This is a genomic window from Actinospica sp. (genome assembly GCF_035552695.1).
Lineage (GTDB): Bacteria > Actinomycetota > Actinomycetes > Streptomycetales > Catenulisporaceae > Actinospica.
The window spans coordinates 15564-36907 of record NZ_DASZKT010000137.1; the positions used below are offsets into that span (position 1 = coordinate 15564).

Below are 21344 nucleotides of genomic sequence, written 5' to 3' on the forward strand. Positions count from 1 at the left end.
CTCCCGCACGCGGCGCGGGCCGGTTACCCGCCGCCCTCAGGCCGTCTCGGGCTTCGCCGTCACGGCCAACGGCTCCTCGTGCTCGACGTCGTGGTCGTAGTCGGAGGAAGCGGTGGCGTCCACCCCGGCCGGTGCCTTGATCGCACGGAGCACGAGGTTCGACACGACGAGCACGACGAGGTTGACCACCAGCGCGGTGACCGCGATGTACGCCTTCTGATGCGTCCACGGGATCAGCGCCACCTGCGAGGCGAAGTGGTGCTGGGTGGCCGAGGACTGCTGCCAGGCGACGACCGCGCCGTAGACGATGCCCGCGGCCCAGCCGAGGAGCAGTGCCCACCGGTGGAAGTAGCGGGTGTACAGGCCGCCGACGATCGCCGGGAAGGTCTGCAGGATCAGTACGCCGCCGAGGAGCTGGAAGTTGATCGCGCTGGTCGCGTCCAGGCCGAGGACGAAGGCCAGGGCGCCGAACTTGACCAGCAGCGAGACCCACTTGGACACGGCCGTCTGCTGGGCGGGGGTCGCGTCGGGTTTGATGTAGTCGACGTAGATGTTGCGGGTGAACAGGTTCGCCGCGGCGATGGACATGATGGCGGCCGGCACGAGCGCGCCGATGACGATCGCGGACAGGGCGATGCCGGCGAACCAGGATGGGAACATCGCGTCGAACAGCGCCGGCACGGCGTGCTGCGCGTTGTTGCCCAGGCTCTTGGTCGTGAACCCAGCGGCGATGGCCATGTAGCCGAGTAGCGCGACAAAGCCGAGCATCAGCGAGTAGACGGTGAGTGCGGACACGTTGCGGCGCACGGTGCTGCGCTGCTTGGTGGCCAGCACGCCGATCTGCGCGTGCGGGTACATGAACAGCGCCATCGCCGAACCGATCGCAAGGGTGGCGAACGGCAGGGCGTTGCCGTGGGCGAGCAGTGTGGAGCCCGCGGGCAGGTGCGTGGTGGGGCTCTTGACCGCCAGGCGAGTGCTGGCCGCGCTGAAGATGTGCGTCCAGCCGCCGAGCCGCATCGGGATGTAGATCACCGCGACCAGGATCGTGATGTAGATCAGCAGGTCCTTGACGAACGCGATGGCGGCCGGGGCGCGCAGCCCGGAGGTATAGGTGAACGCGGCCAGAATGATGAACGCTACGAACAGCGGCAGGTCCTGGGCGAACGAGGAGCCGCTGGAGCCGATGCCCATCACGTACAGCACGGACTGGATGCCGACCAGTTGCAGCGCGATGTACGGCATCGTCGCCACGATCCCGGTCACCGCGATCGCCAGTGACAGCAGCCGTGAGCCGTGCCGACCCTTGACGAAGTCGGCCGGGGTGACGTACCCGTGCTTGCGCGAGACCGACCAGAGCCTGGGCAGGAAGATGAACACCAGCGGCCAGACCAGGATGGTGTAGCCGACCGCGAAGAACCCGAGTGCGCCGGTGGCGAACAGGCTGGCGGGCACCGCGACGAATGTGTAGGCGGTGTACAAATCACCGCCGATCAGAAACCAGGTGATGAACCCGCCGAACGAACGCCCGCCGAGCCCCCACTCGTGCAGATGGTTCGCGTCCCCCGACCGACGCCACCGCGCCGCCAGGAAACCCAACACCGCCACCAACACGAAGAGCGTGACCACGACGCCGAGTTCGACCCCGTGCACTCCGGAACTACCGGAAGCCAGAATCCTCACGCCCCCGCCTCCCCGTCACCAGCGCCGTCGCCGGCGGGTTCGGCGGTGGCCCGGATCTGCTTGCGCCGCCGCGCGTCGATCTTCATCGCCCAATACGCCGCGACCATCAGGATCCCGGTGATGACCACCCAGATCAGTTGGTACCAGTAGAAAAACGGGAAGCCGCCGAGTGTGGGCGTCGCGGAGTTGTACGTCGGAACCGCGATCACGGCGATGGTGGGCGCCAGGATGCAGAGAGTCGCGAACAACCGCAACGGAGTGATCATCCCGGGCGGGGTGGGTCCCCCGGCCATGGGCACCTCCTATGTGAGAGCTACGTCACAGGTGGATATCTCTCCGGAGGTTAGTTGCGATCGGGCCGCTTGTGACGGAAGTAATGCATTTCGATTGGGTCACAGCGTGCGTACGTGCCGCACCTTCAGCGTGAACAGGCTCAGCACCAGCAGGAACGTCAGCGCGTTCGGCAGGATCACCGCGACCGCGGAGATCGCGAAGCCGTAGACCAGCCAGAACGCCACGCCGAACCCGAACATGGCGAACCAGCTCCAGGAGAAGTCCTGGGTGGACTTGGTCCGGAAGGCCTTGACCACCTGAGGCAGCCAGGCGGCGGTGGTCATCGAGCCGGCCAGCAGGCCGATGAGCATGGCGGTGTTCACGGGCTTCCCCCTCCTACACGGTCCCGGGCGGCGCTCCGGGCCTGACAATTTTGTGCAACGGCTGTACAAATACATAATCGAGGGGTGACCCCACCCTTGTCCAGTTCGATCATCGGTCCGAGCGGCAACGATTCGGCGAACAACGCCTCGCGGCTGCTGACGCTGCTGCACCACGCCGGCGGCGAGGCGACCCGCGCCGAACTGACCGCGGAACTCGGCTGCGGCCGGTCCGCCGCCGGGTACGCGCTCAGCGATCTGGTCAACCGCGGACTGGTCCGGGTCGACGACCGCCCCACCGCCCGCCGCGGCGACGGCTCCGGTTCGGGCCCCGGCCGCCCGTCGCACCACGTGCACGTCGCCGCCACGTCGCCCGTCGCACTCGCCGCGCACCTGCGCGTGGACACCCTCGACGTCGCGGTGATCGAACTCGGCGGACGGGTGCTCCGCGTGGAGCGCGAACCGATCGAGGTGCGGCCCGACGTCGCCTCGATCTTCCTGCGCATTACCAGACTGCTGCGCAAGCTCGGCCGCGAAGCCGGGCGACCGATCGCGGGCATCGGCGTCTCGATGCCGTCCCCCGTGCGCACCGAGGACGGCTACGCGCTCGAACCCCGGCACCTCGAGTGGGCCGGAGTCCCGACGCGCGACCTCGTCCGCGAGGGCCTCGACGAGCCGTGGCCCGTGCACGTCGGCAACGACGCCAACCTCGCCGCCCTCGCCGAGCACCGGCACGGCGCCGGCCGCGGCGCGCACCAGCTGCTCTACCTGACGACCGAGCACATCGGCATCGGCGGCGCGCTGATCACCGAGGGGACCGTCTTCGGCGGAGCGCGCGGCTACGCGATGGAAGTCGGCCACACGACCGCCGACGCCGACGGCCCCCGCTGCTCCTGCGGCTCCCGCGGCTGCCTCGAACTCGTCGCCGACACGAGGGCCCTGATGCGTGCCGCCTACCTCCCGGACAGCCCCGTCACCGGCATCGAATACCGTGCCAGGGTCCTGATCGAGGCCGCCGAACGCGGCGACCCCGCCGCCACCCAGGCCGTGGACCACATCTCAACCCTGCTCGGCAGCGGCATCGCCGGCCTCATCAACGTGCTCGACCCCGACCGCATCCTCCTCGGCGGCCTGCTCGCCAAGCTCTACCCGCTAGGCGCAGCCCGCATCGCCGCCGAGATGGCCGAGCGCTCCTTCCTCGAGCGCGCAGTCCCCGTCCCCGTACTCCCCGCCACCCTCGACTGCGCCGCCCTCCTCGGCGCCGCCGAACTCGTCCTCGACCACGTGCTGCAGACCCTCCAGGTCCCCGCCCCCGCCGAATAGCCCGCGCCCTTCGATCTCCCGCCCCGCAACACAATCTCCCGATCGGATAGCCTCGATACGAGGATTGGGGGTCCTGCCATGTCCCGACACGCCGTATACCTGCTGTCCAGCACCAGAAGGCTGCACATCCTCAGCGTCGATCCGACCAACCACGGCTCGAACTTCCCCGTCGTCGCCGCCCTGGCCGTGGCCATCCTCGCCCTCATCGGCCTGCTCGTCTTCCTCCTAACCCGCCGCGGCGGCCCCCGCAGCCGCTGACGAGCCGCGCCCTTCAGCCCCCCGTCAGCTCCGTGAGCCACGCCGCCGCCGGCCGGTACTCGACCACCTTCATCCGCCCATAAAGATCGACGGCCTCCCGCAGGTGCCCAACCCCCGCCTCCACCATCCCCAACTCCACCTCGCACCGCGCCATCCCCTCAAGCCCCCGCGCCCGCTCCAACGGATGCTCCGCCCTGACGGCGACCTCGTGGGCTTCCTGATAAAGCTTGAGCCCCACCTCAGGTCCATCCACGTCAGCCCGAAGGGCTGCAATGGAGTTTCGGACTTCTGCCTCCCCGATTTGGAATCCGGTCTCGACGTTGATCTGCAGCGCTCGATCGAGAAGCGGCTTGGCGCGTTCAAACTCACCCCTGGCGTGATGTGCGCGACCAAGCTCGTGCCTCGCGAGAGTCTCGCCGTACAGATTGCGGATCTCCAGGAATATATCGAGCGCTTTGAAATAAAGCTCCATTGCGCCGTCGTGGTTGCCGCGCGCGAACTCTATCCGCCCGCGTTCCCAATAGATATTGCCTTCACCCATGCGAAAGCCAACCTCGACGTGCAGTTCGAGTGCCTGGCTAAACAGCCGCGTCGCGTCGTCGAGTTCGCCGGCGAGCAGGTGGTATCGCCCGATCTCCTGCAGGATGTTGGCGGTGAGCTGCCTATTTAGGGCTTGTTTGGCCAGCGTGAGGGCTCGGTGGAGTGACGGTCGTACTTCGTCGAAGTCTTCTGTGGCAAAGAGGGAGAAGCTGGCGTTCAGCAGACAGTCGGCCTCGCCGATCGCATGGTTCAGTTCGCGGCGGATCGCGATGGCCTGTGCGAAGTATTCTTTTGCCGCTTTGTTCTTACTTGTGGCATGGCTCTGGACGCCGAGCAGGCTAAGTAGCGCGGCCGTTCCCGAACGGTCGCCGAGTTCGCGGTAGATTTCGAGTGCTCGTTTGTAGGGCTTCGCCGCCATGTGCATCCGGCCTCGTTGGAGATTCGTATGACCGATTGACCAGAGGGTGCGTGCTTCTCCGCGGGCATTGCCGACTTTTCGGTAGAGCGCCGAAGCCCGCTCAAGATGATCGAGCGCGACATCCGGCTTGCCCAGCCCACCAGCGGTCGTGCCAAGGTCGACCAGAGCGTTTGCCTCAGCCAGTTGATCACCGCGTATCCTTGCCGACTCGGCAGCGGAGGCGTGTAGATCTTCGGCGAGGCTCCACGGCCCTTCGGCGCCAAGATGGGTGGCCAGTGCTGAAATCAGTGCGTCTCTGTACACAGGATCGGTAGTGGGTTGAGCGACGAGCGCAAGAAGGTTCTGACGTTCTGTTCGCAGCCAATCATTCGCATCGCGCCCTGTTCTGATCACGGGCAGCGGGTCCTTGGGGGACAGCACTGGGGCTGTCATGGGTTTGGCTTTGCTGTTGATCACGGCGTCGGCTGCACGCTCTGTGACCAGGTAGTAGTCGACGAGGCGGGTGAAGGCGGCTTCGGAACCTGGGTCTTGGGCGGCGAGGGTGCGGGCGTGGGCGCGGAGGAGGTCGTGGAGGCGGTACCTGCCGGGGGCGTGTTGGATGAGGAGGTTGTGGTCTAGCAGGGTGTCTAGGTGGCGCTCGGCGGTGCGGAGGTCGGTGGCGGCTAGGTGGGCGGCGGCGTGGGGGTCGAAGTCGGGGCCGGGGATGAGGCCTAGGAGGCGGAAGAGGCGTTGGGCGGGGTCGGGGAGCATGCGGAGGGAGGCGTTGAAGACGGTGGTCAGGTCACGGTCGCCGTCTTGGATGCGGTCGAGGCGGTCGGCTTCCTCGCGGAGTTCGGTGTTGAGGGCGTCCACCGTCAGGGAAGTGCGGTGGCGGAGGCGGGCGGCGACTATGCGGATGGCCAGGGGGGTGTGGGCGCAGAGGGTGATGAGTTCGGCGACGGCGGTGGGTTGGGCGTCGAGTTCGGGGGCGCGGGTGGGGCCGGCGACGTCGCGGAGCAGGGCTACGGCGTCGGCGTGGGGGAGGACGTCGAGGGCGAGAAGGTGCGCGTCGTCGAGGCTTGTCAGGCGGTTGCGGCTGGTGATGAGGACCAGGCAGCCTGGCGCTGCGGGGAGGAGAGGGCGGACTTGGGCCGCGTTGACGGCGTTGTCGAGGAGGATCAGGGTTCTGGAAGCGGCCAGGCGAGAGCGGTAGAGGGCGGTGCGGGCGTCTGGGTCGCCGGGGATCGACTGGGGTGGCACGCCTAGGGAGCGCAGCAGGTAGTCGAGGGCATCCTCCGGCGCGACCGGGTCGAGGTCTACGGAGTAGCCGTGCAGGTCGATGAAGAGTTGGCCGTCGGGGTAGCGCTCGTGGAGTTGGTGCGCGGCATGGATGGCCAGTGCGGTCTTGCCTACGCCTCCCATGCCGTTGATGGCGGAGATGACGACGGTGCCTGCGGTGGGATTCCCGTTTAACGCGAGTGAGGTGAGCTCGTCTAGTTCGGCTTGGCGGCCGGTGAAAAGGCGGGTGTCGGCGGGGAGTTGGCGGGGGGAGGGCATGGGTGGGCGGGGAGCGGGGGCGGGGGCGGTGGGCGCGAGTGCTGACGCGGAGGTGAGTGCGAGGGAGGGGTCTGAGTTGAGGATGGCGCTGTGGAGCGCCTGTATCGCCGCGCCCGGTTCTACGCCGAGCTCGCTGCTCGAGGCGCTGCGGAGGTCGCGGTAGACGCTGAGAGCGTCGGCTTGGCGGCCTGCGCGGTAAAGGGCGAGCATCAGTTGGGCGTGGAAGGCCTCGCGCAGCGGGTGGGATTTGGTGAGGGTCCTGAGTTCGCCGATGAGTTCGTCGTGGCGGCCGAGGTTGAGGTCGGCTTCGATGCGGCCTTGGACGGCGACGAGGTGGTCCTCGGTGAGCTGGTGGATGGACGGGTGGTCGTGCAGCGCGGGGACGTCTGCGAGCATTTCGCCGCGCCATAGGGCCAGTGCCGCGGTGTAGAGCTTGGCGGAGTCAAGCCAGTCGGATGTGGCGGCGGCGTCGCGGGCTCGGGCGCAGAGATCGGTGAACTCGGTGAGATCGAGGTCGTCGGGGGCGACATGGATCAGGTAGCCCGGGGGGACGGCGCGGATGAGGGCGCCGTCGTCGTCGAGGGCCTGGCGCAGGCGCATGACCTGGTTGTAGAGCGGCGTTACGGCGTCGGCAGCGTCGTCGCCCCAAAGCAGTTCGCTGAGACGGTCCGCGGAGACGACGGCGCCGCGGTTCAGCAGCAGGGCGGCGAGCAGGGTGCGACGCAGGGTGCCGCGAATGGGGACGTCGGCGCCGTTGGAGCGGACCTGGAGCGGACCGAGGAGCCCGAAGCGCATGATCAGTCTCCCATTGCGTCGAGGGCGAAGAAGTGGGCGTCGTCGAGGCCCATCATGCGGTTGCGGCTGGTGATCAGGACCAGGCAGCCGGGGGTGCCGGGGAGCAGCGGCTGGACCTGGGCGGTGTTCGCCGCGTCGTCGAGCAGGATCAGGGTTCTGGTACCGGCCAGGCGGGACCGGTACAGCGCGGCGCGCTCGTCGAGGTCGGCGGGGATCGCGGGCGGCGGGACGTCGAGGGAGCGCAGCAGGTAGTCGAGGGCGTCCTCGGGCGGCGTGGGGGGCGGGCAGGAGCTGGAGCCGTGCAGGTCGATGAAGAGCTGGCCGTCGGGGTAGTGCTCGCGGAGCTGGTGCGCGGCACGGACGGCGAGCGCGGTCTTGCCGACGCTCCCGGCGCCGTTGTTCGCGGAGATCACGACCATGCCGGTGTCCGCGCCGTTGACCGTGGCCTCCACCAGGGAGACGAGTTCGTCGAGGTCGGTGGGGCGGACGGTGAATGGAGACTTCTCGTCAGGGAGCTGACTGGGGGTCGTCCGCGGGGGAGGGGCGACGGAGAGCGGCGCACCGGTGTCAGGGTTCGGCTTCGGCGGGGTGAGTGCGGGGTCTGAGCTCAGGATCCGCTGTTGGAGCGTCTGGATCGCCGCGCCCGGTTCGACGCCGAGTTCGTTCCTGGTCGCCCGGCGCAGGTCGCGGTAGACGTTGAGGGCGTCGGCCTGGCGGCCCGCGCGGTAGAGGGCGAGCATCAGCTGTGCGTGGAAGGCCTCGCGCAGCGGATGGGATACGGTCAGGGTTCTAAGTTCACCTATGAGTTCGTCGTGCCGGCCGAGGTTGAGGTCGGCCTCGATGCGGCCTTGGAGTGCGCCGAGCCGGTTCTCGGTGAACTGGTGGATGGACGGGTGGTCGTGCAGCGCGGGGACGTCGGCCAGCATCTCGCCGCGCCACAGGGCCAGCGCGGTGGTGTAGAGCTTCGAGCACGCGCACCAGTCGGACACGCCGGCGGCGCGGCGCGCCTCCGTGCACAGGTCGCCGAACGCGGTCAGGTCGAGGTCGGCCGGGGCGACGTGGATGAGATAGCCGGGGGTCACGGCGCGGATCAGGTCGCCGTCGTCGTTCAGGGCCTGCCGCAGCCGCATGATCTGGTTGTAGAGCGACGTGGTGACCGAGGCCGGGGGCCGTCCGCCCCAGACCAGTTCGCCCAGCCGGTCCGCGGACAGCACCGAGCCGCGGTGCAGCAGCAGCGCGGCGAGCAGAGTGCGTCGCAGGGCTCCGCGAATCTCCACCGGACCGTCGTCGTCGTGCACCTGCACGGGACCGAGCAAAGCGAACCGCAACGCAACGTCCTTCCAGCGATCGGCCGCGGCGTTCCGCCACCGTGGGAACGACGTGGCGAGGATCCGCCACGCCCCGAAGCGCGACAGGCAGATCGTAGCCCGATGCGGTCCGTGACCGGAATGGATTTCGCCGGGGAAGATCACCGATGCGACAGCGTCGCGGTAGTCGCACGGTAGGCCGCTGCGGAATGCTCGAGGCCAGGTACCCGAGTGCACGCGAAGCGCCAGCGATCGTGCATGAGCGGCGGCCGGCGTTGTTCTTCTTCCCTTCGCGCAACGGCGGCCGGGCTCGGGGTGCCGGCTCGTGTGGGGACCGGCGAAGCCCACGACACTTCGCCGGTCCCCTGCCGTCGGCGGCGCCCACCGGGAGGGGAGGGCGCCGACGCGGAGCACGATGAGACACGGCGGCGAGACACAGCGGCCGCTGGGGACCGCCGGACCGCCGCCGCGGACTACGGCCGCCGCGGACTACAGCGTGGCGGAGAGCGCCTTGACCGGCATCGAGAGCTTGTCGAGCAGTTCCAGGTCCGCGGCAGCCGGACGACCGAGCGTCGTCAGGTAGTTACCGACGATCACGGCATTGATGCCGCCGAGCAGGCCCTGCTCCGTGCCGAGATCGCCGAGGGTGATCTCGCGACCGCCCGAATAGCGCAGGATCGTGTGCGGCAGGGCCAGCCGGAAGGCCGCGATCGTACGCAGCGCCTCCTTCGCCTCGAGCGGGGTCCGGTCGCCGAACGGCGTGCCCGGACGCGGGTTGAGGAAGTTGAGCGGCACCTCGTCCGGCGTCAGTTCGGCGAGCTGCGCGGCGAACTCGGCGCGCTGGGCCTTGGTCTCGCCCATGCCGACGATCCCGCCGCAGCACACCTCCATGCCCGCGTCGCGCACCATCCGGAGCGTGTCCCAGCGCTCCTCCCAGGTGTGCGTGGTCACCACCTCGGTGAAGTACGAGCGAGCCGTCTCGAGGTTGTGGTTGTAGCGGTGCACGCCCATCTCGGCGAGCTCGTCCACCTGCTCCTGGGTGAGCATGCCGAGCGACGCGGCGACGTTGATGTCCACCGCTTCCTTGATCGCCGCGACGCCCTCGCGCATCTGCGCCATGAGCTTCTTGTCCGGCCCGCGCACGGCTGCGACGATGCAGAACTCCGTCGCGCCGGTCGCGGCCGTCTCCTTCGCCGCCTGGACGAGCGACGGGATGTCCAGCCACGCCGAGCGCACCGGCGAGGTGAACTGGCCGGACTGCGAGCAGAAGTGGCAGTCCTCCGGGCAGCCGCCGGTCTTGACCGAGACGATGCCCTCGACCTCGACCTCGGGGCCGCACCAGCGCTCCCGCACCTCGTGGGCCAGCGCGAGGAGTTCCTCGAGCCGGTCGTCGGGCAGTTCGAGCACCTCGAGCAGCTGCCGCTCGTCCAGGCCGCGGCCGTGTTCGAAGACCTGCTCGCGGGCTGCGGCGAGGATGTCGGGGGTGGTGGAGTGGTTCTCGGTCACGCGCGCCATTCTGCCTCATGGGCCGCGAACGCCGTCCAGCAGGCCGCATGGCCTCTGTCACATGTCACAGGCCCCAGGTCTCGCGGAAGCGCGCGGCGTCGAACGAGCCGCCGAGCGTCGGACCGAGCCCGGCCCGCGCCGCGAGCAGGAACTCCGGCGCGTCCAGTCGGCCGGCGCCGGCGGGCAGCGCCCCGGCCAACGGGCGTGCCGCCAGCGTCTCCAGGTCGCGCAGGTTGCAGCGCATCGCCAGGTCCGGAACCTCGCCGGAATCCTCATGCGGCCAGCTGCCCAGCACCACGCCCGCGAGGTCGACTCCGCGCGCGGCCATCGATTCCAGCGTCAGCGCGGTGTGGTTCAGCGTGCCGAGCCTCGGGTCGGCGACGACGAGGACCGGCGCGCCGAGGTCACGGGCCAGGTCGGCGAGCGTCGCGCCCTCCTCGTCGTAGCGCACGAGCAGTCCGCCCGCGCCCTCGACGAGCACCAGCGCGCGGTCCTCGCTCAGCTTCCTGATATCGGTGGCGACCTGGCCGAGCGACAGCGCGGGCAGGCCGCTCAGCCGGGCGGCCGCGGCGGGCGAGAGCGGGTCCGGGTAGCGCGCGTACTCGTGCGTGTCGCGGACTCCGGCCAGCCGGGAGACCGTGGCCAGGTCGCCGGGCTCGCCGGGGGCCATGCCGGTCTGCACGGGCTTCACCACGGCCACGCCGCCGCCGCGCGCCGCGGCCAGCGCGGCCACCGCCGCGGTCACGATCGTCTTGCCGATCTCCGTACCGGTGCCGGAGACAATCAAAATACTCACTCGACCACCTCGCCGGCGCTCGGCGGCCGCGTTCGCGGGCTCGCTGTGTTCATTGATTCGCTCGCGAGCTCGCTCATTCCGCGGGCCGGGTCAGCCGGGCGAGGAACTTGTACCGGTCCCCGCGGTAGATCGAGCGCACCCACTCCACCGGCTCGCCGTCCTCGTCGATCGAGTGGCGGGACAGCAGCAGCATCGGCAGGCCGGTGTCGGTGCCAAGCAGCGCCGCCTCGCGCGGCGTGGCCAGCGCGGTCTCGATGGTCTCCTCGGCCCGCGCCAGGTGCACGCCGTACTCCGCGCTGAGGGCCGAGTAGAGCGAGGAGTACTTCGCCAGATGCCTGCGCAGGCCGGGGAAGCGCTTGGCGCTCAGGTGGGTGGCCTCGATCGCCATCGGCTCGCCGTTGGCCAGCCGCAGCCGCTCGATGCGCAGCACGCGCGCGCCCTCGCGGATCCGCAGCAGGTCGGCCAGGTCGTCGTCGGCGCTCACGTAGCCGACCTCGAGCAGCCGGGAGGTGGGCTCCAGGCCCTGCGCGCGCATGTCCTCGGTGTACGACGTCAGCTGCAGCGACTGGGCGACCTTCGGCTTGGCGACGAAGGTGCCCTTGCCCTGGATCCGCTCGAGCCGTCCCTCCACCACGAGCTCGGCCAGCGCCTGACGGACCGTCGTGCGCGAGGTGTCGAACTCCTCGGCGAGCGTGCGCTCGGGCGGTACCGGGGTGCCGGGCGGGCTGGACTGGGTCATCGCCAGCAGGTGCCGTTTGAGCCGGTAGTACTTCGGCTCGCGGGCCACCGGTTCGGCGCCCGCGGCGCCCTCGTCCCGAGCCTGCTGTTCGTCGTGGAGGAGCGACTCATCCTCGTCGAACGCCACGGCACCTCCTCGGTTCCATCGCCAGTATCGTGCCTGCTTAGGCCCGGAACCGAGCTTAACCGGCCCCGCGAGCGGAAGCTTAACGGAACCATACGGTCGGTGAAGCCTTGATAACGGGATGGTCGAGCCCGAGTGGAATCCCTTGACGGTGCGGATTGGTCTATGCCACTCTCCGAACTGGTCTAAACCATTTGTAGCACCGCACGCGATCCACCCGAAAACCAGCCCGAATCACGTCGTGTGCGCACCGGACCGAGTCCCGGCCCAGCTCAGGGAGGCCGGGCGGGGACCACGGTGCGAACCGCCCACCGTCCAACGGAGGAATGTTGTGAAGCGCAAGAAGCTTGCCGCGCTGGCGTGCGCCACCGCGTCCGTCGCGCTCGTCGCATCGGCCTGTTCATCCTCGTCCAACTCCGGCTCGGGCTCTGGCTCCGGCTCCGGTACTTCGGTGCTGTCCACGTCCGGCGCCGGTAAGACTATCAATGTCTGGATCATGAACGACGCGGAGAAGGGCTGGCCGGCCGTCGTCACCCAGGCCGTCAGCCGCTTCGAGAAGGCCACCGGCGCCAAGGTCAAGATCAACTGGACCGACTGGTCCGGCTACACCACCAAGATCCAGGCGGCGATCCAGGCCGGCGGTGCCAACGAGCCGGACGTCGTCGAGATCGGCGACACCGACACCGCCTCGTTCATAGCGAACCAGGAGCTGTACAACCTCACCTCGGGCAAGAGCCAGTTCGACAACTCGAGCACCTGGCTCAAGGCGCTGACCGACTCCAGCTCCTCGGCGGACGGCAGCAAGCTGTACGCCATCCCCTACTACGCGGGCGACCGGGTCGCGATCTACCGCACCGACCTGTTCAGCAAGGCCGGCCTGAGCGTGCCGGCCACGCTCAGCGACCTCGAGGCGGACGCGGCCACGCTCAAGTCCAAGGCCGGCGACGCCAGCCTGGTGCCCTACTACATCCCGGGCAAGGACTGGTACGTCGCGCTCTCCTTCGTCTTCGGCGCGGGCGGCGGCATCGCCTCCGACACCGGCGGCAAGTGGACCGGCACCCTCGAGTCCGCCGCCTCCGAGCAGGGCCTGGCCACCTGGGCCAAGCTGGAGGCCGCCTCCTCGACCGCCGGCCAGACCAAGGACGAGACCGACCAGGACGCCGTCATGGCTCAGGGCCACACCGGCCTGATCTTCGGCGCAGGCTGGGAGGCCGGCTCGGTCACCGCGGCCACCGGCGGCGGCAACCCGGCCCTGGCCAAGGACATCGCCACCTTCGCGATCCCCGGCGCCACCGCGGGCACGGTCACCCCGACCTTCCTCGGCGGCTCCGACCTGGCCGTCCCGGCCAACGCCTCGAACGCCGCGCTGGGCGCCGAGTTCATCAAGTACTACACCGACACCACGTCGGAGACGATGCTCGCCAAGTACGCCATGCCGAACAACACCACCCTGATGCCGACCTTCGAGGCGGGCAGCGCGGGCAACAAGGTGGCCGGCCAGGCGGCGGCGGACAGCTGGTTCGTGCCGAACACCCCGGCGTGGACCAACGTGGAGAGCCAGAACGTGCTGCAGAACATGCTGGAGGGCATCGCGACCGGCAAGCAGTCCGTGGACGCCGCGGCCAAGGCCGCGGACACTCAGCTCGCGACCATCCTCAACGGATCCTGACCCCACGGCTCTGCTGAGAACCGCGGCCCGGCGGGCGTGAGCCCGTGCCCCGCGTCGCGCGAGACCCCGGCGGTCTCGCGCGACGCGGGCACCGGCGCGCGGGACCCGAGCTATGAAAGGACGCGACCTGTGAGCGTTGTGAACATCATCGAGATCGACGACCCGCCCTCCCCGAGCCCGGCGCCCGCGCGGCGCAGGCTGCTCGGCGGCGCCGGGCGCGAGGCGGGCCTGCTGCCCTACCTGCTGCTCATCCCCACCGGACTGGTGCTCGCCGCCGTCATCGGCTATCCGCTGGTGCGGCTGGTGATCATGTCACTGGAGAAGGACGGCAGCAGCAGCAAGTTCACCGGAACCCCCTTCGTGGGCTTCTCCGAGTACCAGAAGGTCCTCACCGACTCGGTGTTCTGGTCCTCGGTCGAGCGCACGATCGTCTTCGCCGGGGCGAACGTGATCCTCTCGCTGCTCTTCGGCCTCGGGCTCGCCCTGCTGATGGGCCGGGTGTCCCGCTCGGTCAAGCTGATCCTGACCGTGGTGCTGATGTTCGTCTGGTCGGTGCCCACCACGGTGTCCACGGAGCTGTTCCGCTGGCTGTTCGACGCGCAGTACGGCGTGGTCGACTACGTGCTGGCCAAGGTGGGCCTCGGCTCGTACGCGCAGCACGACTGGTTCGCCGACCCGAACCAGGGCCTGCAGGTGGCCTCGTTCATCATCATCTGGGGCGCGATCCCGTTCCTCGCGGTGACGCTCAGCGCCGGCCTCGCGCAGATCCCGAAGGAGCTGCTTGAGGCGGCCAAGGTGGACGGCGCCTCGGCCTGGCAGGCCTTCCGCAACGTGACCTACCCGTTCCTGCGGCCGCTGCTGGTCATCGTGACCACGCTCTCGGTGATCTGGGACACGGGCGTGTTCAACCAGATCTACATCCTGCGCCAGACGCACCCGGAGCCCGGCTACTACACGCTCGGCATCTACTCGTACGTCAAGGCCTTCGCCACGATCTACGGCAACGACAACTACAGCTACGGCGCGGCCATGGCGATCATCATGGTGCTGCTGATGGGAGTCTTCATGGTCGGCTATATCCGGCAGCTGCTGCGGATCGGATCCGAAGCCTGATGGCCGCCGTCGCCTCCGCCGCCGTGCGGCCGCGCCGCCGCCGTGTCTCGGCCCGTCGCCGCCGCGCCACCATCGGGTGGAACATCCTCGGCCTGCTGCTTTCGGTGTTCATCGCCTTCCCGGTCTACTGGCTGCTGCTCACCTCCGTCGAGCCGACCCGCTTCGTGCAGAGCGCAACGCCGAACTTCCTGCCGAAGGCCTTCTCGTTCAGCTCGTACTCCGAGGTGATCCACGACCCGGTCTTCACCCAGGACCTCGTCAACAGCCTGATCATCACCGCGTCCACGGTTCTGTTCAGCCTGCTGATCGGCTTCTTCGCGGCCCTCGCGCTCGCCCGCTTCCGCTTCCGCGGCAAGAGCCTGGCGATCATCATCGTGATGGGCGTGCAGATGGTGCCGCTGATCGCGCTGCTGTTCCCGCTCAACGACGCGCTCTCCAAGGCGGGCCTCGGCGACACGTCGCTTGGCGTGATCATCGCTTACGTGTCGTTCACCGCGCCCTTCACGGTCTGGACCCTGCGCACCTTCATCGCCAACGTGCCGCGCGAGCTGGACGAGGCGGCGCTGGTGGACGGCTGCACCCGCTTCCAGACCTTTTACAAGGTCATCCTGCCGCTGACCCTGCCGGGTCTGGTGGCCACCGGCGTGTTCGGCTGGATCCAGGCCTGGAACGAGTTCCTGATGGCCAACATCCTGCTGACCGACAACTCGAAGCAGACCGTCCAGCTCTACCTGGTCAGCTTCGGCAACTCGCCGACGCACGGCGCGGACTGGGGCGGCCTGATGGCCGCCTCCACGCTGGTCTCGATACCGGTGATCATCCTGTTCCTCATCTTCCAGCGCTGGATGGCCTCCGGCCTGACGGCCGGGGCGGTGAAGGGGTGATCCCGTCCGGGACGGAGTCCGCGCGGTTGATCCGGGACGCGGGCACGGTGCTCCAGATGTCCTTCGTCGGCACCACGGCGCCCGACTGGGTGCTGCGGGCGCTGGGCGACGGGGCGCTCGGCGGTGTCGTGCCCTTCTCGCGGAACCTCGAATCGCCCGAGCAGATCGCCTCGCTGTGCGCGCAGCTGCTGGCCGCGAACCCCGAGGTGCTCATCGCGCTGGACGAGGAGGGCGGCGACGTCACCCGGCTCGAGGTGCGCGGGGGGTCCTCATATCCGGGGAACCTGGCGCTGGGCAAGGCGGACGACATCGAGCTGACCGAGTCCGTGGCGCGCTCGATCGGCGGGGACCTGAAGTCGCTCGGCGTGAACTTCAACTACGGGCCCTGCGTCGATGTCAACGCCAACCCCGACAACCCGGTGATCGGGACGCGGTCCTTCGGCGCCGACAGCGACCTGGTCGCGCGGCACTCCGCGGCGTACGTGCGCGGACTGCAGTCCCAGGGCGTGATCGGCTGCGCGAAGCACTTCCCGGGCCACGGCGACACCGCGGGCGACTCGCACCTCGGCCTGCCGCTGATCGACTACGACGAGGCCTCGGAGCTGATGCACCTCGCGCCGTTCCGCGCGGCGATCGACGCCGGCGCCAAGGCGATCATGACGGCGCACATCCTGTTCCCGCGCCGCGACGCCGAGGTCCCGGCCACGATGTCGCACGCGATCCTGACCGGCCTGCTGCGCGAGGAACTCGGGTATCAGGGTCTGATCGTGACCGACGGCATCGACATGGGCGCGATCTCCGGCCGGTTCGGCGTGGCCGAGGGCACGATCCGGGCGGTCGCGGCGGGCTGCGACGCGATCTGCTGGGGCGGCAGCAGGGCGGACGAGAACACGTACCTGTACCTGCGCAACGCACTCGTCTGGGCGGTGCGCGAGGGCCGGCTGTCCGCCGAACGCCTCAACGAGGCCGCGGAACGGTCCAGGACGGCCGCTCGCTGGTCGCTGGCGGCCGCCGCGGCGGCTTCGGTAGCAGCGGCCCCGGTCGACCGCTCCGTGGGCCTCATAGCGGCCCGCCGCGCCGTCACGCCGCGCACCGAGCTCAAGCCGCTCACCGCGGCCCCCCACGTCATCGAGTTTTCCCCGCTGGTCTCGATCGCGGTGGACAACGCGACACCCTGGGGGCTCGCCGGGCCGCTGGAAGAGTTACTGCGCGGCACCACGTCGGCCCGGATCGCCGCGCCCACGGCGCACGTGGAGACCATAGGCTTGATAAAGGCGCCCGTGGTGGACCAGGAGGCCGAGGTGGACATCGCGACCGAACTCGCCGCCGCCGCCGGACGTCCGCTCGTGCTCGCGGTGCGCGACCTGCACCGCAACCCGTGGATGCGGCGCGCGGTGGACGGCGTGCGGGCCCGCCGCCCCGACGCGGTGGTCGTCGAGTTCGGCCTGCCGCACGGCGATGTCGCGGACCTGTGCACGTACGGCGGCTCGAAGGTGAGCGGCATCGCGGCCGCGGAGTATCTGGCCGGAAGACTCGACAATTCCGACTTTTCGCACAACGGCAAGGAACAGCACTGATGGAAGTCGTCATCGTCCCCGACGCCGCGGCCGGCGGTGAGCTGATCGCGGAGGCGATCGCCGCCCTGATCGCGCGCAAGCCGGCCGCCCTGCTGGGCGTCGCCACCGGCTCCACGCCGCTGCCGATCTACCGGGCCCTGGCCGCGCGGGTGACCGGCGGTCTCGACGTGGGCCGGCTGCGCGTCTGCCAGCTCGACGAGTACGTGGGCCTGCCGTCCGGCCACCCCGAGTCGTACCGCTCCGTGATCCGGCGCGAGGTCCTCGAGCCGCTCGGCCTCGGCCTTGACCGCTTCCTCGGCCCCGACGGCACCAGCGAGGACGTCCCCGCCGCCTGCGCCGAGTACGACGCCGCGCTCACCTCGGCCGACGGCGTGGACCTGCAGATCCTCGGCATCGGCACGGACGGCCACATCGGCTTCAACGAGCCCTGCTCCTCGCTCGCCTCCCGGACGCGGATCAAGACCCTGACCCCGCAGACCCGCGAGGACAACGCGCGGTTCTTCGACTCGCTGGACGAGGTCCCGCACCACGTGATCACCCAGGGCATCGGCACCATCCTGGAGGCCCGGCACCTCGTCCTGCTGGCGACCGGCGCAGGCAAGGCCGAGGCGGTGGCGGCCACGGTCGAGGGCCCGCTGTCCGCCCTCGTCCCCGCCTCCGCCCTGCAGCTGCACCCGCACGCCACCGTCGTCGTCGACGAGGCGGCCGCCGCCCAGCTGAAGCACGCCGAATACTTCCGCGCCACCTACGCCGCCAAGCCCGAGTGGCAGGGCCTGTAGACGGCCGCAGAGCGCGGTGAAAGCCTCGCCCCCGCACCGTGATCCGGTGCGGGGGCGATGTGTTTCGGCTCGGGGCCGGGGTGGGACGGTACCCTCAGACCAGTCCCACCCCGGTATCCGCGAACGCCGGGATCTCCCGGCCGTCCACCCAGGTGCGGGCTGGGTGGAAGTCCTCGGTCCAATGCACCAGATCGGCCCGCGCGCCCACGGCGATCCGGCCGATGTCCACCCGCCCCACGGCGTCCGCGGGCACCCGGGAGGCCGCCTCGATCACCGTCGGCACCGGCATGCCGAGGCCGAGCAGGTTGCGCACGGCCTGGTCCAGCGTCAGCGCCGAACCCGCGATGGTGCCGTCGGCGTTGCGCGGCACGCCGTCCTCGCCGAGCTCCACCGGAATCCCGGCCAGCACGTAGGCTCCGGGCGGCATGCCGGCGGCCGCGATCGCGTCGGTGACCAGCACCACCCGGCCGGGCGCGGCGCGGAAGATCAGTGTGCAGATTTCGGCGGCCACGTGGTGCAGGTCGGCGATCAGGCCGACCCGGTAGCGGCTGTCCGCCAGCGCCGCGCCGGGAACCCCGGGCTCGCGGTGCGCGAGGCCGCGCTGCGCGTTGAAGATGTGCGTGACGAGCGTGGCCCCGGCATCGGCGGCCGCCTCGACCTGCGCGGCGGTGGCGTTGGTGTGCCCGATCGAGACCGTGACGCCCGCGCCGGTCAGCCGCTTGATCGCCTCGAGGGCGCCGGGCAGTTCGGGAGCCAGCGTCAGTGTCGTCAGGATGTCGAATCCCACGGCCGACAACAGCGTGTCCACGGCCTCGGGCGTCGGCTCAGCCAGGTATTCGGCCTCGTGCACGCCCTTCTTGAGCGGCGCCAGCCACGGACCCTCCAGGTGCACGCCGATGATCCGGGCGTACGGGCCGTCCTCCTGCCGGTCGCGGGCCTCGGTGGCGGTGTCCAGGCCCGCGATCAGCTCAGGCAGCGGCGCGGTGATCAGCGTCGGCTGGAAGGAGGTGACGCCGGTGAACGGCAGCTGGGCCGCGACCGCGTCCCAGTCGGCGTCGTCCGCGGCGGCGAAGTCGACGCCGAAGGAGCCGTTGATCTGAACGTCCACAAGTCCCGCGCTGAGCACGCCGGTGTCCAGCACGACATCCGCCTGCGGATCCGCGTACGGCTCGACGGCCGTGATCAGACGGTCATTCACGCGGACGGTCACGGGGGTCAGCACCCCGTCGACGACCGCGCTGCGGGCCGAGATCCTCACGCGACTTCCTCCAGTTGGGCGGCGACGAACCAGCGCCCATTGTGGACTAGACCACTGAAGGTTGTCCAGACCTCTCCTGGCATTGGTCTGGACCATTTGGCGGTTTCGGGATTCCCCGCAAAGCCTCGGAAACGCGGGCGAAATCCTCCTCGGTGAGGTCCGCGCGCGCGGTCAGCCGCAGCCGGGAGCGGCCGTCCGGCACCGACGGCGGCCGGAAGCAGCCGACCCGCACGCCGTGCTCGGCGCACTGCTCCGCCGCCGCCACCGTACTGTCCGGGTCGCCCAGTATGACCGACGTCACGGCGCCCGAGGGGGCGGTGGCGGGCAGCCCGGCCTCCTCCGCGATCTTGTGCAGCCGTGCGGCGTTCCGCTGCACCCGGTCGGCGAGCTCCGGTTCGCGTCGCAGAATCCTGAGGGCGGCGCGCGCGGCCGCCGCACAGGAGGGGGCGAGGGCGGTGTCGAAGATGAAGGGACGCGCGGCGTCGATCAGATGGTCGATCACCTCCTGCGGGCCCACCACGGCTCCGCCCTGCGTCCCGAAGGACTTGGAGAGGGTCACTGTGAGCACCACGTCCTGCGCGCCCGCCAGACCGGCCGCGTGGGCCCCGCCGCGGCCGCCCTCGCCGTGCACCCCGACGCCGTGCGCCTCGTCGACGAGCAGCACGGCTCGATGGCGGCGGCAGACCTCCGCGAGTTCGGCCAGCGGGGCCACGTCGCCGTCCACCGAGAACACCGACTCGGTCAGCACGAAGGCGCGGCGGTACGAGATCGACGTGCCGGCCAGCGCGCGCTCGACGGCCAGCGGGGAGCAGTGCTCGACCACGATGCGGCGCGCCCCGGACAGCCGGCAGGCGTCGATCACGCTGGCGTGGTTGAGCGCGTCGGATACCAGCAGGTCCTCCGGCCCGGCGAGCGCCGTGACGACGCCCACGTTGGCCAGGTAGCCCGAGGAGAACACCAGCGCGGCCTCCGCGCCGAGGAACTCCGCGAGCTCCCGCTCGAAGCCGGTGTGCTCCGCCGTGGTCCCGGTCACCAGCCGCGAGGCCGTCGAGCCCGCGCCCCACGCCCACACCGCCTCAGCCGCCGCCGCGCGAACCTCCGGATGCGTGGACAGGCCCAGGTAGTCGTTCCCGGCCAGGTCGACCGGCCCGTCGCCGACCTCGCGAGTCCGCAGCCGCCGCCGCAGCCCCGCGGCCTCACGCTCGGCCGCCCGCGTCCCAAGCCAGTCCCACATATCGTTCATCGAGTTCCCTTCGGGATGTCCTGGTCTTCAGGTCGGGAAGGATTCGACCTTCCGGCGTGGCGAATAGACGTCCACGATGTGACTGAGTGCATTTGATTGCAAACTGACGGTGTATCATCTGAAGTATGGGGGTCGCTGCCGTCAAGCGAGCGTTCAAGTTTCGCTTCTACCCGACCGATGCGCAGGCGGCTGAATTGGCGCGCACGTTCGGGTGTGTCCGGAAGGTCCACAACCCGGCGCTCACGGCGCGCAGTGAGGCGTGGACCGCGCGTGGCGAGCGAGTGACGTACGGCGAGACCTCGGCGATGCTCACGGCGTGGAAAAGGACCGAAGAGTTCGCCTACCTGAATGACGTCTCCTCGGTGCCGCTGCAGCAGGCGCTGCGGCACCTGCAGGCGGGGTTCGCCGACTTCTTCGCCAGACGGGCGGGCCATCCGCGGTTCAAGAGCAGGAAGAAGTCCAGGGATTCCGCGGAGTACACCTCGAGCGGCTTCCGATGGAGGGACGGAAGTCTGACGCCGGCGAAGATGGGGGAGCCGCTGGACATCGTGTGGTCGAGATCGCTTCCCGAAGGCGCCTTGCCGTCCACAGTGACCGTCTCCCGCGACAGTGCGTGCCGCTGGTTCGTCACGATGCTGTGCGAGGACCAGAGTGGCTTCAATGCGCTCCCGCCGACCGAGTCGACTGTCGGGATCGACGTCGGGATCACGAGCCTCGTGACGCTCGCGGCCGGGGAGAAGATCACCAATCCGAGGCACGAGCAGCGCGACCGAGAGCGCCTCGCTCGGGCGCAGCGAATCCTGTCGCGCAAGCAGATCGAGTCTGAGAACCGGGACAAGGCCCGGATCAAGGTGGCTCGCGTGCATGCGCGGATCGTCGACCGGTGCGGCGTCATCCGCGCCGACCTGCCGCTGGAGGTCCGGGAGTGGACGTGTGTCTGCGGAATGGTGCACGACCGCGACGTCAACGCGGCACGCAACATCCTGGCCGCCGGGCTGGCGGTTGCAGCCTGTGGAGACGGTGTAAGACCTCAACGGAGCACTCCGGGCAGGCGGTCGTCGGCGAAGCAGGAAATGGTCCCACCGCGGCGCGCACGCGCTGCGGCCCAGCCGTGAGGCTGAGGGGAACCCCCGCGTCCGGGTGGGGA

18 protein-coding genes are annotated in these 21344 nt (G+C 69.8%); 8 read left to right on the plus strand and 10 right to left on the minus strand.

The window, feature by feature from the left end; genetic code table 11:
- Positions 1 to 36: 36 nt before the first annotated feature.
- From mctP to VG296_RS17585, 3 genes are all read right to left on the minus strand, one after another.
- Complete coding sequence (gene mctP / locus VG296_RS17575; protein WP_325566827.1) at positions 37 to 1680, minus strand: monocarboxylate uptake permease MctP; 1644 nt, start codon at positions 1678 to 1680, stop codon at positions 37 to 39.
- Entirely contained in the window at positions 1677 to 1973 is a 297-nt protein-coding gene (locus tag VG296_RS17580; protein ID WP_325566829.1) for a DUF3311 domain-containing protein, read from the minus strand. Before VG296_RS17580 ends, mctP begins: the two co-directional genes overlap by 4 nt.
- A 99-nt stretch (positions 1974 to 2072) precedes the next feature.
- The gene (locus VG296_RS17585; RefSeq protein ID WP_325566831.1) at positions 2073 to 2336 is read right to left on the minus strand and encodes a SemiSWEET transporter; all 264 of its coding nucleotides are present in this window, start codon (positions 2334 to 2336) and stop codon (positions 2073 to 2075) included.
- 84 nt (positions 2337 to 2420) lie between these two features.
- On the opposite strand from VG296_RS17585, the gene VG296_RS17590 reads away from it, so the two are divergent.
- Together VG296_RS17590 and VG296_RS17595 are read left to right on the plus strand one after the other, a co-directional pair.
- The gene (locus VG296_RS17590; protein ID WP_325566833.1) at positions 2421 to 3656 is read left to right on the plus strand and encodes an ROK family protein; all 1236 of its coding nucleotides are present in this window, start codon (positions 2421 to 2423) and stop codon (positions 3654 to 3656) included.
- A gap of 78 nt (positions 3657 to 3734) precedes the next feature.
- Positions 3735 to 3914 carry a hypothetical protein gene (locus VG296_RS17595; protein WP_325566835.1) on the plus strand — a complete coding sequence of 60 codons (180 nt, stop codon included), beginning with the start codon at positions 3735 to 3737 and terminating at the stop codon, positions 3912 to 3914.
- A gap of 13 nt (positions 3915 to 3927) precedes the next feature.
- Here the strand turns inward: VG296_RS17595 and VG296_RS17600 are convergent, their stop codons facing one another.
- From VG296_RS17600 to VG296_RS17620, 5 genes are all read right to left on the minus strand, one after another.
- Positions 3928 to 7203 carry an AfsR/SARP family transcriptional regulator gene (locus VG296_RS17600; RefSeq protein ID WP_325566837.1) on the minus strand — a complete coding sequence of 1092 codons (3276 nt, stop codon included), beginning with the start codon at positions 7201 to 7203 and terminating at the stop codon, positions 3928 to 3930.
- Positions 7204 to 7205: 2 nt separating this feature from the next.
- The gene (locus VG296_RS17605) at positions 7206 to 8507 is read right to left on the minus strand and encodes an AfsR/SARP family transcriptional regulator (RefSeq protein ID WP_325566839.1); all 1302 of its coding nucleotides are present in this window, start codon (positions 8505 to 8507) and stop codon (positions 7206 to 7208) included.
- Between the two features lie 492 nt (positions 8508 to 8999).
- The gene (gene bioB / locus VG296_RS17610) at positions 9000 to 10025 is read right to left on the minus strand and encodes a biotin synthase BioB (RefSeq protein ID WP_414641107.1); all 1026 of its coding nucleotides are present in this window, start codon (positions 10023 to 10025) and stop codon (positions 9000 to 9002) included.
- Positions 10026 to 10080: 55 nt separating this feature from the next.
- Positions 10081 to 10812, minus strand: coding sequence for a dethiobiotin synthase (gene bioD / locus VG296_RS17615; RefSeq protein WP_325566843.1), 732 nt, complete (start codon positions 10810 to 10812; stop codon positions 10081 to 10083).
- Between the two features lie 73 nt (positions 10813 to 10885).
- Entirely contained in the window at positions 10886 to 11599 is a 714-nt protein-coding gene (locus VG296_RS17620) for a GntR family transcriptional regulator (RefSeq protein WP_349259602.1), read from the minus strand.
- Positions 11600 to 12005: 406 nt separating this feature from the next.
- Between VG296_RS17620 and VG296_RS17625 the strand changes: the two genes are divergently transcribed.
- From VG296_RS17625 to VG296_RS17645, 5 genes are all read left to right on the plus strand, one after another.
- Entirely contained in the window at positions 12006 to 13343 is a 1338-nt protein-coding gene (locus VG296_RS17625) for an extracellular solute-binding protein (protein ID WP_325566847.1), read from the plus strand.
- Positions 13344 to 13472: 129 nt separating this feature from the next.
- Entirely contained in the window at positions 13473 to 14456 is a 984-nt protein-coding gene (locus VG296_RS17630) for a sugar ABC transporter permease (RefSeq protein ID WP_325566849.1), read from the plus strand.
- Entirely contained in the window at positions 14456 to 15340 is an 885-nt protein-coding gene (locus VG296_RS17635; protein WP_325566851.1) for a carbohydrate ABC transporter permease, read from the plus strand. The genes VG296_RS17630 and VG296_RS17635 overlap by 1 nt, the downstream gene beginning before the upstream one ends.
- A complete protein-coding gene (locus VG296_RS17640) occupies positions 15337 to 16917 on the plus strand; it encodes a glycoside hydrolase family 3 protein (protein ID WP_325566853.1) in 1581 nt (526 codons plus the stop codon). Before VG296_RS17635 ends, VG296_RS17640 begins: the two co-directional genes overlap by 4 nt.
- Entirely contained in the window at positions 16917 to 17696 is a 780-nt protein-coding gene (locus VG296_RS17645; RefSeq protein WP_325566855.1) for a glucosamine-6-phosphate deaminase, read from the plus strand. Before VG296_RS17640 ends, VG296_RS17645 begins: the two co-directional genes overlap by 1 nt.
- A gap of 94 nt (positions 17697 to 17790) precedes the next feature.
- Here VG296_RS17645 and nagA read toward each other — a convergent pair whose 3' ends face one another.
- Both nagA and VG296_RS17655 read right to left on the minus strand, forming a co-directional pair.
- Positions 17791 to 18954, minus strand: a complete 1164-nt coding sequence (nagA, locus tag VG296_RS17650; protein ID WP_325566857.1) for an N-acetylglucosamine-6-phosphate deacetylase — start codon at positions 18952 to 18954, stop codon at positions 17791 to 17793.
- Positions 18955 to 19000: 46 nt separating this feature from the next.
- On the minus strand, positions 19001 to 20197 hold the full coding sequence (locus VG296_RS17655) for an 8-amino-7-oxononanoate synthase (RefSeq protein WP_325566859.1): 1197 nt from the start codon (positions 20195 to 20197) through the stop codon (positions 19001 to 19003).
- Between the two features lie 125 nt (positions 20198 to 20322).
- Between VG296_RS17655 and VG296_RS17660 the strand changes: the two genes are divergently transcribed.
- Complete coding sequence (locus VG296_RS17660; protein WP_325566861.1) at positions 20323 to 21312, plus strand: transposase; 990 nt, start codon at positions 20323 to 20325, stop codon at positions 21310 to 21312.
- Positions 21313 to 21344 lie beyond the last annotated feature (32 nt).